Source organism: Streptomyces sp. NPDC093221 (genome assembly GCF_044753885.1).
GTDB lineage: Bacteria > Actinomycetota > Actinomycetes > Streptomycetales > Streptomycetaceae > Actinacidiphila.
This window is the reverse complement of record NZ_JBIVOA010000002.1, coordinates 460,655-473,880: the sequence shown is the minus strand read 5'-3', so window position 1 is coordinate 473,880 and position 13,226 is coordinate 460,655. Positions and strand designations below refer to the sequence as shown.

General features: G+C 72.1%; 11 protein-coding genes. 9 read left to right on the top strand and 2 right to left on the bottom strand.

Annotated elements, in window-relative coordinates; all coding sequences use genetic code 11:
• Positions 1 to 126: 126 nt before the first annotated feature.
• Both ACIQCJ_RS08085 and ACIQCJ_RS08080 read left to right on the top strand, forming a co-directional pair.
• Positions 127 to 2,379 carry an FAD/NAD(P)-binding protein gene (locus tag ACIQCJ_RS08085; protein ID WP_402711005.1) on the top strand — a complete coding sequence of 751 codons (2,253 nt, stop codon included), beginning with the start codon at positions 127 to 129 and terminating at the stop codon, positions 2,377 to 2,379.
• The gene (locus ACIQCJ_RS08080) at positions 2,376 to 3,851 is read left to right on the top strand and encodes a lyase family protein (protein ID WP_402711004.1); all 1,476 of its coding nucleotides are present in this window, start codon (positions 2,376 to 2,378) and stop codon (positions 3,849 to 3,851) included. The genes ACIQCJ_RS08085 and ACIQCJ_RS08080 overlap by 4 nt, the downstream gene beginning before the upstream one ends.
• Before the next feature lie 179 nt (positions 3,852 to 4,030).
• On the opposite strand, the gene ACIQCJ_RS08075 is transcribed toward ACIQCJ_RS08080, so the two are convergent.
• A complete protein-coding gene (locus ACIQCJ_RS08075) occupies positions 4,031 to 4,570 on the bottom strand; it encodes a DinB family protein (protein WP_355344282.1) in 540 nt (179 codons plus the stop codon).
• Positions 4,571 to 4,623: 53 nt separating this feature from the next.
• Complete coding sequence (locus ACIQCJ_RS08070) at positions 4,624 to 5,304, bottom strand: hypothetical protein (RefSeq protein WP_391161561.1); 681 nt, start codon at positions 5,302 to 5,304, stop codon at positions 4,624 to 4,626.
• 344 nt (positions 5,305 to 5,648) lie between these two features.
• On the opposite strand from ACIQCJ_RS08070, the gene ACIQCJ_RS08065 reads away from it, so the two are divergent.
• The 7 genes from ACIQCJ_RS08065 to ACIQCJ_RS08035 all read left to right on the top strand — a co-directional run bounded on the left by ACIQCJ_RS08065 (position 5,649) and on the right by ACIQCJ_RS08035 (position 13,206).
• A complete protein-coding gene (locus ACIQCJ_RS08065) occupies positions 5,649 to 6,911 on the top strand; it encodes a HupE/UreJ family protein (RefSeq protein WP_355344276.1) in 1,263 nt (420 codons plus the stop codon).
• A 120-nt stretch (positions 6,912 to 7,031) separates the two neighbouring features.
• Positions 7,032 to 9,008 (top strand): fibronectin type III domain-containing protein, encoded by a 1,977-nt coding sequence (locus ACIQCJ_RS08060; RefSeq protein WP_402711003.1) that lies wholly within the window; start codon positions 7,032 to 7,034, stop codon positions 9,006 to 9,008.
• A 126-nt stretch (positions 9,009 to 9,134) separates the two neighbouring features.
• Complete coding sequence (locus tag ACIQCJ_RS08055; RefSeq protein WP_402711002.1) at positions 9,135 to 10,199, top strand: WxL protein peptidoglycan domain-containing protein; 1,065 nt, start codon at positions 9,135 to 9,137, stop codon at positions 10,197 to 10,199.
• Positions 10,200 to 10,330: 131 nt separating this feature from the next.
• Positions 10,331 to 10,858, top strand: coding sequence for a hypothetical protein (locus ACIQCJ_RS08050; RefSeq protein ID WP_402711001.1), 528 nt, complete (start codon positions 10,331 to 10,333; stop codon positions 10,856 to 10,858).
• A gap of 132 nt (positions 10,859 to 10,990) precedes the next feature.
• On the top strand, positions 10,991 to 11,356 hold the full coding sequence (locus ACIQCJ_RS08045; protein WP_223186817.1) for a WXG100 family type VII secretion target: 366 nt from the start codon (positions 10,991 to 10,993) through the stop codon (positions 11,354 to 11,356).
• Positions 11,357 to 11,383: 27 nt separating this feature from the next.
• Complete coding sequence (locus ACIQCJ_RS08040; protein ID WP_188281815.1) at positions 11,384 to 11,698, top strand: WXG100 family type VII secretion target; 315 nt, start codon at positions 11,384 to 11,386, stop codon at positions 11,696 to 11,698.
• A gap of 161 nt (positions 11,699 to 11,859) precedes the next feature.
• Positions 11,860 to 13,206 carry an EsaB/YukD family protein gene (locus ACIQCJ_RS08035; RefSeq protein WP_355344263.1) on the top strand — a complete coding sequence of 449 codons (1,347 nt, stop codon included), beginning with the start codon at positions 11,860 to 11,862 and terminating at the stop codon, positions 13,204 to 13,206.
• Positions 13,207 to 13,226 lie beyond the last annotated feature (20 nt).

The window sequence follows — 13,226 nt, the reverse complement described above, 5'->3', positions numbered from 1 at the left end:
CCGCCCACAAGGTTCCCTCTCGCCTCCGCCTCCCCTCATGGCAACCGCCCGCGCCGGTCACCACCGGCGTATCGCGCCCGCACCCGTGCCCGGTCGGGGGACCAGGCCACCGGATGGAGAAGACCCATGAGCATTGCGGCGGACCTCGCCGTCTGCCTCGTCGGCGCCGGCCCGCGGGGCCTGTCCGTACTGGAGCGGCTCTGCGCCCACGAGCGCAAGTCGCCCTCCTGCTCCTCGCTGACGGTCCACGTGGTGGACCCCGCCGAGCCGGGGGCAGGAAGCGTCTGGCGCACCGACCAGTCGCGGCATCTGCTGATGAACACCGTCGCCTCCCAGATCACCGTCTTCACCGACGACCGGGTGACCATCGACGGCCCCATCGAGCCGGGCCCGAGCCTGTACGAGTGGGCGAAGGGCCTGCTGGGGCCGGGGGACGGCGATCCGGGGGCCGGGGCGCCGGGCGGTGCCGTGCCGGGGAGCCGTATGCCCGACGCGCACGACCCGGAGGACCTGGCCGAGGCCCGGCGGCTCGACCCCGACTCGTACCCCACCCGCGCCTTCTACGGCCGCTACCTGCGCTCCTGCTTCCTGCGGATCACCGGCAACGCGCCCGCGCACGTCACCGTCGAGGAACACCGCTCGCGCGCGGTGGCCGTCGCCGACGCCATGGGCGACCCGGACGGGCCGCAGAGCATCCGGCTGGACAACGGCGCATGGCTGCACGGGCTGGACGCGGTGGTTCTCGCCCAGGGCCATGTCGCCGCGCGCCCGACCCCGCGCGAGGAGCGCACCGCGACGCTGGCCGCGATCCACCGGCTGACGTACATCACCCCCGCCAACCCGGCGGACGTCGACCTGTCCCGGATCGCTCCCGGCGAGACGGTGCTGCTCAGGGGCCTCGGCCTGAACTTCTTCGACCACATGACGCTGCTCACCGCGGGCCGCGGCGGCACCTTCCGCAGGGAGGGCGACCGGCTGGTCTATCTGCCCTCCGGGCGCGAGCCGTCGCTGTACGCGACCTCCCGGCGCGGGGTCCCGTACCACGCGCGCGGCGAGAACCAGAAGGGCGCGTACGGCCGTTACCACCCGCGGCTGCTCACCCCCGCCTACATCGCGGCCTCCCGCGACCGGGCGACCGGCGGTCCCGGACTGCACTTTCGGACCCATCTGTGGCCGCTGATCTCCAAGGAGGTCCAGAGCGTCTACTACCAGGCGCTGCTGCACGCCCAGGACCGCGCGGCGGAGGGCGCGGAGCTGGGCGTGCGCTTCCTGGAGACGGCCGGGTCGCGCGAGGAGACCGAACTCCTCGACAAGTACGGCGTCGAGCCGGAGGAGCGCTGGAGCTGGGAGCGGCTGCTGACGCCCTACCTGGGACGGCGGTTCGCCGACCGGGAGGAGTTCAGGGTCTGGCTGCTCGGGTACTTGGCGCGCGATGTGCGCGAGGCCAGGGCGGGCAATGTCAGCGGCCCGCTGAAGGCCGCGCTCGACGTGCTGCGCGATCTGCGCAACGAGGTGCGGCTGGCGGTGGACCACGGCGGACTCGACGGCACGTCGCACCGGGACGAACTGGAGGGGTGGTACACCCCGATGAACGCCTTCCTGTCCATCGGGCCCCCCGCCTCCCGCATCGAGGAGATGATCGCGCTGATCGAGGCGCGGGTGCTGGTCGTCACGGGACCCGGCACCGAAGTGCGCCTCGACCCGGCCAGGCCCGCCTTCGTCGCCTCGTCGCATGTCGTACCGGGGCCGCCGGTCGTGGCCTCCGCGCTGATCGAGGCGCGGCTGCCGGAGCCGGACCTGCGCCGGACCGCCGAGCCGCTGCTGAACTACCTCATGGCGACCGAGCAGTGCGCGCCGTACCGCATCCCGACCGGATCGGGCGGCGGATACGAGTCCGGCGGCCTCGCCGTCACCGAGCGCCCCTACCGGCTGCTCGACCCGCGCGGGCAGGCGCATCCGCGCCGCTTCGCCTACGGTGTGCCGACCGAGTCCGTGCACTGGGTCACGGCGGCGGGCATCAGGCCCGGCGTCGACTCGGTGACGCTCGGCGACTCGGAGTCCATCGCGTGCGCGCTGCTCGCGCTGGCGGCGGGCGGCCGGGGCGCCGGTGACCCGGAGGCGCGGGGCGCGGTCCCCGCGGCCAGACTGGCCGGGGCCGGGTCCGGGGCTTCGGGCAGCGGGGCTTCCGGGAGTGGGGTTTCCGGCAGCGGTGTTTCCGGGAGGGGCGTTTCCGGCAGCGGGGCCGCGGGCAACGGGACTTCCGGCGAGGGGGCCACGGGTGCCGGTTCCGGCGTCGGCACTTCCGCCGCTGTCGCCGGGGCTGCGGGCGCGGACCCCGCCGTACTGGCCGAGACCCACACCTTCGGAGTGATCGTATGAGCAGCCGGCCCAGTGAGCAGGACACCCTCATCGACGCCGGGCTGCTCTCGCCGGTCCGGGCGGGCACCCCGGTCGAGGCGGCGGTGTCCGACATCGCCTGGCTCCAGGCGATGCTGGACGCCGAATCCGCGCTGGCCCGCGCGCAGGCCAGGCTCGGCACGCTGCCGAAGTCGGCGGCCACGGCCATCGCGGCGGCGGCGCACACCGACCTGATGGACCTGCGCGCGCTGGCGCTCGCCTCCCGCGAGACCGCCAACCCGGTGGTCGGCCTGGTCCAGGCGCTGACCCGGGCGGTCGCCGAACACGACCCGGCGGCGGCCGAGTACGTCCACCGCGGCTCGACCAGCCAGGACGTCCTCGACACCGGGATGATGCTGGTCGCCGGGCGGGCGCTGCGGCTGATCCGCGGCGACCTCGCGCGGGTCGAGCGCGCGCTGGCCGCGCTCGCCGCCGAGCACCGCGACACCCCGATGGCGGGCCGCACCCTCGCGCTGCACGCCGTGCCGACCACATTCGGCCTCAAGGCGGCGGGCTGGCGCCAGGGCGTACTCGACGCGGACGCCCGGCTGGCCGCGCTGCTCGACCACGGACTGCCGGTCTCGCTCGGCGGGGCCGCGGGCACGCTGGCCGGATACCTCGCGTACGCGCGGGTCGACGGGTACGGCGCCGGTGCCGGGGACACCGCCGCCGGTACGGGAGTCGACGGCGGCGGGCGGGCCGGTGACCCGGGGGAGTACCTGGACGAGCTGGTCGCGGCCTTCGCCGACGAGACCGGCCTCGCCAGGCCCGTACTGCCCTGGCACGCGCTGCGTACGCCCGTCGCGGACCTGGCGGCGGCGCTCGCGCTCACCGCGGGCGTCCTCGGCAAGATCGCGGTCGACGTGCAGTCGCTGGCCAGGACCGAGGTCGCGGAGGTGGCGGAACCGGGAGTCACGGGGCGCGGCGCGTCGTCGGCGATGCCGCACAAGCGCAATCCGGTGCTGTCCACGCTGATCCGCAGCGCTGCGCTCCAAGTCCCGGTGCTGGCAGCCGGTCTGACGCAGTGTCTGGTCGCGGAGGACGAACGGTCGGCCGGGGTGTGGCACGCCGAGTGGCAGTTCCTGCGCGAGTGCCTGCGACTGGTCGGCGGGGCCTCGCACACCGCGGCGGAACTGGCCGAGGGGCTCGCCGTCCACCCCGCCCGTATGCGTGACAACCTGGACATGACGGGCAGTCAGGTCGTCTCCGAGCGGATCGTGGCCGTCCTCACCCCGCATCTCGGCAAGGCCGCCGCCCGCGCGTTGCTCACCGCGGCCTCCGCGGCAGCCGCCGACTCCGGCCGTCCGCTCGCCGACGTCCTCGCCCAATCCCCCGACCTGGCGGGCCACTTCGGCCCGGACGAACTGGCCGCCCTGTGCGACCCGGCCGCGTACCCGGGCGCGGCGGGCGCCCTGGTCGACCGTGCGCTGCGCGAGGACGGGACGAGGCCGTAGCGGGGACCGCGCCGGCCGCGGGCGTGGCGGCGCGTCCGGAGCGCGCCCGCGGTGGCCCGATGTGACGGTCCGTCAGGCATCGGCCCTCGTCGCCGAACGCCCCGCCGGTCGCCGTGGTGACATGGCGTCAGGCATCCCCGTCGTTGCTCCCCAACTCACCGCCGCGCGGGGCGCGCTCGCTACTCCCCGGTGAGGCCGTCCACCGACTCGCGGATCAGGTCCGCGTGGCCGACGTGCCGCGCGTACTCCTCGACCATGTGGAAGAGGATCCAGCGCAGGCTGGGCGCCCGGCCCGCGGCGTCCGCGCGCCGCGAGAGCGTGTCGAGCCCGCCCTCGGCCAGCGCCGCGGCGGTCAGTTCACGCGAGCGCGCGACGCAGTCCTCCCAGAGCGTACGGATCTGCTCGGGGGTGTCGTCCGCGGCCGAGTGCCAGTCCCAGTCGGCGTCCGCCGACCAGTCGACCGTGTCCCACGGCGCCTCCGGCGACCGCCCGGCCAGCCACTGCGAGAACCACCACTGCTCCACGTACGCCAGGTGCTTGAGCATGCCGCCCAGCGTCATGGCGGAGGTGGGAAGGGCCGCCGCGAGCCCGGCCGCGTCGAGTCCCGCGCACTTCCACGCCAGCGTCGCCCGCTGGAAGTCGAGGAAGCCCAGCAGTGTCTCGGTCTCCCCGCCCGTCTCGGGGGGAAGCGGCCGGCCCTGCTCGTCGATGTCGGTCATGAGCAGGGAGTATAGGAGCCGTTCGCGGTTCCGGGCGGTCGCCGCGGCTCCGCCTACACCTTGTCGAGCCAGATCACGATCCCGGTCAGGTCGCTGAGCACGGCCGCGACCCCCGCCCTGATCGAGGCCGCGCAGCGCGCGGCGGTGAACGAACCGGCGTCGTACGTCGAGGACATGCCGAGCCCTTCGCCGCGGAAGGACGCGCCGGACCAGTCGACGGCGGTGACATTGTGCGTCGGCTCGGCCAACTCCGCACCCACGACGAGGAATTGCTGCGACAGGTGGTTCGCGGTGACCGGCACGAGCGGGTCGATCAGGTCGTTGCCCGCGCTGACGATGAGGTCCGCGTGCATGTCGAGCGCCCTGGTGACGCTCGGCAGCAGGTCGGCCGCACCGTCCGCGACGACGGTCCTGAGCTTGACGTGCTCCTCGTCCGCCCACTTCTCGACCGCGTCGACCAGCGACCGTGTCGGCCGGTCGGTGCCCGCGCTGAGCAGCACCACGCGGTAGCCCTTCGGCGGGTGGACGCCCTCCCACGAGCCGGGCGCCGGGGTGACGGTCGACTCGGGCGCGGGCGGCGACACGCTGTCCACGAAGCGCGGGCCGAGCGTGCCGACGGGCGAGGGTTTGGCGCGCGGCTGCGACCAGTCGTCGTCGGAGCCGCATCCGGCGGTTCCGAGGGCCAGCGCGGTGACCGCCGCCAGCATGGCAACGGCCCGAAGCGGGGGGCGCACGTCGATCGTCCTCCGAGATGAGTGGTGAGCGGTGAGCGGTGAGCGGTGACTGCTGAGCGATGGGTGCTGAGCGGTGAGAGGTGAGCGGTGAGCGGTGAGCGATAGGTGCTGAGCGCTGAGCGATAAGGGGTGAGCGAGGTGCCGAGGGCTTGCTGTGAACGGTGTGACGAGAGAACGCCCTGGTGAGAGCCATGGGCGGGTGCCGCGGGTCCATCCTGCGACGCCGATCGCCTCCGTGGGGAACCTCGAACGCCTTTGCGGACCTTGTTGGCCCAGGGTTCGCCGACCCGCCGGTTTCAGTTCACCCGTGACGTGCAGCGTGCTCCTCCTACCCAAGGAGTCCCATGTCAGAGCGGGTCCGTCGCGCCGTCATCTGCATCGCCGCGGCGCTGATCGGTTTCCTCGGCGCCGTCCAACCGGCGTTCGCCCACGGTTTCTCGTCCACCGCGTACGTCCATGTGACGGCGGCGGACGAAGGCCATGTCCGTACTTCCCTCAAGCTTGAATACGACCTTTTCGTCATATCCGCTGCCGATGCCGAACATGACGACGACCTCTTCCGCACCGGCAACGGCGCCTTCGACGCCGGTGACACCACAGCGCAGGCCGCGGCCCTCAACGCCCACAAGAAGTCGGCCGTCGCCTATGTCACCCAGCGCTTCTCGGTCACCGCCGCGGGCAAGGCGTGCGCGCCGGAGCAGGTCGGCGACTTCACGATGGACCGGCAGGAGGGCGTGCCGTACACCGTCCTGCTGCTGGACTGGGACTGCCAGGAGCTGGCCGGTGACCACCGGGTCCGCAGCGGTCTGTTCCCCGACAGCGAGACATACGTCCGCGGTACGAAGACGATCGTCACGTACGACCTGGACGGCCGCTCCGGCAGCGCGGCGCTCGACGCGGCGCACCCGTCCTTCTCGATCGACCAGCCCTGGTACGCCTGGTTCTGGGAGTTCTTCCGGCTGGGCGCCGAGCACCTGCTGACCGGCACCGACCACATCCTGTTCCTGCTGGCGCTGATCGCCGGGTCGCGGCGGCTGCGCGAGATCGTGCTCGCCGCCACCAGCTTCACGCTCGCGCACTCGGTGACCTTCATGCTCGCCGCGCTCGGGGCGGTCGACGTGCCGTCGCGGCTGGTCGAGCCGGTCATCGCGCTGTCGATCGCGGTGGTCGCGGGCTGGCACCTGTGGCGGATACGGCAGCGCGGCAGCCACGCCTCCGACCTGGATCCGGGCGCTTCGGCCCGGGGCGCCTCCGGCTCGGGGCCCGGCTCCGGCGGGCGCGGCTTCCTGCGCGACCACGTCGCCCTCGACCGGGCGGGCTGGCTGCGGCTCGCGGTGGTCTTCTGCTTCGGCCTCGTCCACGGCCTCGGCTTCGCGGGCGCGCTCGGCATCGACCAGGCGTGGTCCTGGACGCTGCTCGGCTCCCTCCTGGTCTTCAACGTCGGCATCGAGGTCGTGCAGTTGTCGATCATCGCCGTCGTCTTCCCGCTGCTGGCCCTGCTGCGCCGCCGTTCGCCGACCGCGGGGCTCTGGGTGACCGGCACCGTTTCCGCAGGTGTAGCGCTTATGGGACTTGTGTGGTTCCTGCAACGGGTGGGCGGTGGCTGAGCCTTCAACTGAGGTGAAGTTCAGGTCAGGCGAAGATCGCATTTGCCGCCTGTTTACCAACCGATGGGAGCTTGATGACCTCAGCTCCATGCAGTTCCGTCCAAAAAGGAACAAACACAGATGAGATCGATCAGATCGGTACGGACCCACGGGTCCGTACGACGCCGCGTGGTCACCGGGGCCACCGCGGTCACCATGGGTCTGGCGCTCGCCGTCGGCGCGGGAATCACCTCCCCCGCCGTGGCCGCCGACCCCGCCGCCCTCACCAGCATCATCCTCGGTGTCGGCGCGAACGAGACGCAGCGCACGGTGACCTGGTACTCCTCGGCCGACACGGCCCAGGTCATCCAGGCCGCCCCGACCGCGACCCTGGTCAACGGTGAATTCCCGGCGGACGCCGCCACGTTCGACGCCATCGGCGGGGCGAACATCGCCACCAGCGGCGGCTTCAACCGGCACGCCACCATCACCGGCCTGAAGGAGAACACGGCGTACTCCTACCGTGTCGGCTCCGTGGGCAACTGGTCGCAGACCTACGCCTTCAAGACGCAGGACTTCGAGGGCGACTACGACTTCCTGTTCTACGGCGACCCGCAGATCGGCTCCTCCGGCAACCTCGCCAAGGACCAGGCGGGCTGGAAGGACACGCTCGACGTCTCGCTGGCCGCCAACCCGAACGCCGAACTGCTGGTGTCCGGCGGCGACCAGGTCGAGACCGCGAACACCGAGGCGCAGTGGGACTCCTTCCTGGCCCCCGACAAGCTCCGTCAGTACCCGTGGGCCGCGACCATCGGCAACCACGACGTCGGCGGCAAGGCGTACGAGCAGCACCTGTACACCCCGAACACCGACCGCTCGGCGCCGTACTACGCCAACGGCAACCCGGGCTCGAACACCTCGGGCGGTGACTACTGGTACATCTACAAGGACGTGCTGTTCATCGACCTGAACAGCAACAGCTACGCCGCCTCCTCGGGCGGCGGCGGTGACGAGGCGCACGTCAAGTACGTCACCGACATCATCAACAAGCACGGCTCCGAGGCCAAGTGGAAGGTGCTCACGTACCACCACGCGATCTACTCCCCGGCCAGCCACGCCAAGGACTCGGACAACAAGCAGCGCCGTACCGACTTCACCACCGCCTTCTCGCAGCTCGGCGTGGACGTCGTCCTCCAGGGCCACGACCACAGCTACTCCCGCAGCTACCTGATCAAGAACGGTCAGAAGGCGGACGCGGCCGAGCAGCCCGGCCAGGCGGACGTGTACCCCGGTCCCGGCGGTGTGCTCTACGTGACGGCCAACTCGGCGTCCGGCTCGAAGTACTACGACATCACCAAGCCGGACAGCAGCGGCACCGGTGTCACGGGCCAGGGTCCCGACCCGCTGAACCCGGACAGCTACTGGTACAACTCGGTGCAGAACCAGGAGCACGTGCGCTCCTACGTCAAGGTCCAGGTGCGCAACGACAAGCTCGTCGTCGAGAACCTGCGCAGCGGCACCTGCACCGCGCCCAACGCGGCGGTCGAGCTGGGCCAGGTCTCCTGCGTCAACACCCCCGAGGGCCAGCCGATCGGCTCGGTCGTCGACAAGGTGACGGTGCACCCGTACCACGGCACCGGCCAGGACCTCGCGGTCAAGGTGCCCACCGCGCCCCCCGGCGAGTTCGGCTGGACCATCGACGGCTACAACGGCCTGGTGGACCTCGGCACCGCCAAGGACCACGACGGTGACTACTTCGACGCGACGGGCACGATCAACCCGATCGTCGTGTCGGACAGCCGCCGCTCGCTCGCTCCCTGGTCGATCTCGGCCAGCGTGGGCGACTTCACGGACGGCGCCAAGAAGTTCTCCGGCGCGTACCTCGGCTGGACGCCGAAGATCCTCGCCCCCGGCGCGGGTGCCAAGGCCGGCGGCACGGTCAACTCCGGTTACGACGGCGGCTCCGGCCTGTCCGTCTCGCGCGGCCTCGGCTGGGCGGACCAGGGTCACACCAAGGGCACGGCCAAGCTCGGCGCCGACCTGGATCTGAAGATCCCGGGCAGCGTCGCCAAGGGCGACTACCGCGCGACTCTCACGATCACCGCGCTCAGTAGCTGATCCCGCCCGCTTGACCGCTCCACCTGAGTGACCCCGCACCACCCGGTGGGGCAGGCGCCCGCGGGCGCCCGCCCCACCGGTTCCTCAGCTCCGACAGCTCCGACCAGAACGCCCGAGGACCCCGACATGCATGTGCCCGTGACCCGCCGGACGACCGTCGTCGCCACCTTCGTCCGTACCGCCGTCCTGGCGCTGCTCCTCGCCCTCGTGGTCACCGGTCTGTCCGCGCGACCGGCCGCCGCCGCCGAGGGCGACGTCGCCTGGACCGTACGCACCGCGTCGAACAGCTTCGGCGCCGACCGGTCCAGCTACAGCTACGCCGTCAACCCCGGCGGCAAGGTCGAGGACGCGATGGTCGTCGCCAACCGGGGCAAGGCGCCGGTCGACCTCGGCGTGTACGCCGCCGACGGCTTCACCACCGACAAGGGCCAACTCGACCTGCTGCCCGCCGACAAGAAGTCCCGCGCGATCGGCGTGTGGGCGCGCGCGGCGCGCGAGCGCGTCGTGGTCCAGCCGGGCAAGACCGTCGAGGTGCCCTTCACCCTCGCCATCCCGGCCAACGCGACGCCCGGCGACTACGTGGGCGGCATCCTCACCTCGCTGACCCAGCCCGACGACGCGCAGGGCATCAACGTCGACCGGCGGCTCGGCATCAAGATCAAGCTGCGGGTCAGCGGCGCGATCAAGCCCACGCTCGCGGTGGAGGACCTGCACGTCTCCTACGGCGGTACGGCCGCCCCCTTCTCCAAGGGCGACGCCACCGTCACCTACCGCATCCGCAACACCGGCAACGCGATCATGTCGACCCGTCAGTCGGTGAAGCTCAAGGGCCTGTTCGGCTGGTTCGCGGTCACCGGCGGCAAGACGGCCACGCCGCCCGAACTGCTCCCCGGCGAGAGCTGGAAGGTGAGCGTGCCCGTCCACGACGTGGCCCCCGCCGTCCGCCTCACCGCGACCGTGACCCTCACCCCGCTGTTCACCGACGCCTCCGGCTCCACCACCCAGCTCAAGACCGTCCAGGCCACGGCCCACACCTGGGCCTTCCCCTGGACCCTCACCGCCCTCGTCCTCGTCCTCCTCGCCCTGGCCGTCGCCGCCTTCCTCCACACCCGCCGCACCCGCACCAAGCGCAAAGCCGCCGAGGACGCCCGCGTCCGCACCGCCGTGGAACAGGCCCTCCGCGAGGCGTGAGCCCCCCTAGGACACACCCTGGGGCCTCCGGGGCAGGTGCCAGCGGCGCGGCCGTCAAAATTCTTTGACAGCCGCGCGCGTTGTCAGGGAACCTTGAGGAACGTTTTTCCCGGTGCGGAGAGGGCTGAGCCATGGAGTGGGTGGACGAGACCCGGCGCCACACCGGTTATGTGACAGCGGTGTTGGCCGACGGCGCGGAACCGGCGGCGCCGCCCGAGGGCCGTCAGCCCTGGTGGTCGTACAACGGAGCGGACGGCCCCCGCGCGATCGGCGTCAAGGGCGCCTGCGAGTGCGGCTGGCGCGGCGCCGAGACCCACCCCATCATCCGGGGCGACGACGACGCCACCGAGGGCAACGACTCCCGCACCGGCCCGATGGCCGACTGGGAGTACCACGTCACCGCGACCGAAGGCGCCGTCCCCCACGACGTGGAGCAGATGCTCGCCGCCCTGCGGCGGCGCGTCGAGGAACTCTCCCGCGACCAGCCCCTCACCGCGCTGCGCGTCGTCGCCCGCGTCGAAGAGACCGCCCCCGCGCTCAGCCGCGAAGCCGTCCGCGCCGCCCGCCGCTCCCTCGTCTCCTGGGAGGCCATCGGCCGCGCCTTCGGCACCAGCCGCCAGACCACCCACGCCCGCTTCGCCCGCCACCTCCCCGACTGACACCGGCCCGGCCCCCCCGCTCCCGACGCGTTCAGAACCTGCTCAGACTCTGCTCACTGCGGCTCGTGCGGCCCGGACCGGGCCCAAACGGTGTTTGACTGCCGGGGTATCGGGCGAGGAAGGGCGGATTCCATGGCTGACCAGCCTTCTGTGAGCGTCGGTGGTGTCACGTACCGGGTCACACCCGAGTACCTGGCCACCGCCTCCAGCAACACGATGTCCACGGCGAGCGAGATCGCCGGGCAGTTGGCGGAGCTGAAGACGTATGTGAGCAGTCTGGAAGCGAGTTGGCAGGGCATCGCCCACAACCAGTTCCAGACGCTGATGGCGGAGTACGACGTCTACGCGCGGATGCTGCACGACGCCCTGGAGGGAATCTCCAAGGGCCTCCAGGGCAACTACGTGAACTACAAGGACTCCGAGCAGCAGAACCTCAACAACCTCGCCGCGCTCGGCGAGGACCTGCCGAAGGCACCGTCCGGCACCAACTTCAACTGATCCGGGCCGCACAACGAGGAGCGATTCATGGCCGATATCGACGGCACGCCGATCTACGTCGGTGAGGGACTGGCGGCGGCGGGCGGCGTGATCAACGCCAGGGCCGGGGAGATCTCCGGCGAACTCCAGTCGCTGAAGTCGCAGTTGGCGCCGATGGTGGAGGCGTGGCGGGAGAGCCAGGCCGCCACCTACTACCAGGACATGCAGAACGAGTGGGACCTGGCGGCCGACGGCCTGTTCGGACCCGACGGTGTGCTCGGCCGCATCGCCCAGGCGATGCATGTGAACTGGAGCAATTACAGTGACGCCGAGTGGTCCAACATCTCCACCTGGCGCCACTGAGACCGGAACCACGAAGACCACGCGTCACAAAAACCCCACGCCACCGAAACCAGGCGCCGCCGAACGCCGTCTTTGACGTCGGTGTCTCCGAACCCGGCGGCACCGACCCACCGCGGCCCGCGGACGCGCGGCCGTGAGGTCCGACACCGAAGGAAACATCCGTGCCCGATGAACGCTGCCGGGTTACCGTGGTCGGCGAACGCAGGCGGATCGACCTCGCGCTTCCGGCGCAGGCCCCGATCGCCGAGTACGTTCCCCGACTCGCCTCCCTGTGCGGGCAGTCCGAGTCCGAGGCGCTGCCGCCGGTCTGGTCGCTCGCCGAGTCGGGCGGCGCTCCGATGGCCCCCGGCGACTCGCTGTCGGCGGCGGGCATCGTGGACGGCGCCACCTTGTACCTGCGCGACCAGCGGGCGGCGGAACTGGGCGAGTTGACCGTCACCGACCTCGACGAGCAGGTCGCCAGCGCCCAGGACGACGGCGGCCTGTGGAGCTCCCGCCGCCGCGCCCAGTGCGTCGTGGGCGCGGGCCTGGTCTTCATGGTGGCCGCGGCGGCCTGGCTCGGCGCGCTGCGGCCGGCCGGCCCGTGGGCGGCGCTGTTCGCGCTCGCCGCGCTCTGCTCGGCGCTGCTCGCCTGGTACGCGGAGCGCAAGAACTGGCCGCTGCCGCGCGCAGTACGGCAGTTCTTCGCGCTCGCCACCGTCCCGCTGCTGGCCTGCGTCGGCCTGGACGGACCGGTGCACGGCCCGGTCGCCACCCCCGTACTCGTCTCCGTCTTCGCCGTGCTCGGCGCGGTGATCGGGCTGGTCGCGCTGCCGTCGCCCGCCACCGTGGTGCTCAACCTGCTCACACTGGTGGCCGCGCTGCTCACCGTGGCGCTGACCGCCTCGCACGCCGGGCTCACCGGCTCCGCCGCCGTCGTGTCCGTGGCGCTGTTCCTGACCGCGGGTCTGCTGCCCAGGGCCGCGGGCCAGATCGCGGTGCTCGTGCCCTCGGGACCCGACGTCAGCGCGCCCGCGCTGGACGACGGGACCGTGGCCACCGTCGTCCACCGCAGCAACGCGCTGCTCACCCTGCTCAGCGTGGTGAGCGGGGTGTTCCTCGCGGCGGCCCTGCTCACCCTGAGCGCCTCCCACGACGTCTACGCCCTCGTGCTGGCGGGCTGCGTCAGCGTCGGACTGCTGCTCCAGGCCGCCACCGTACGCGTACTGAGCGCGGTGGTACCGCAGTTGGCCGCCGGGGTGCTGGGGCTCGTGGCGCTGACCGTACGGGTGCCGCTGTACGCGTTCGACTCGCGGCTGGCGGGCCCGCTGGCCGCCTTCGGCGTGGGCGCCGTCCTGGTCGCCTGCGGACTCTTCCTCGCCTTCGGCGCGGCTCTGCGGCCCATCGAGCCGGACCGCCCGACCTGGCCCGCGGCCGTCACCAGCGTTCTGTTCGTGGCCGCCGTACCGCTGGCCGCCGGGGTGTTCGGCCTCTTCGGCTGGCTGGCCGACCTGGGGAGCGGCCTGTGACCGAGCGACCCGCGACCCGG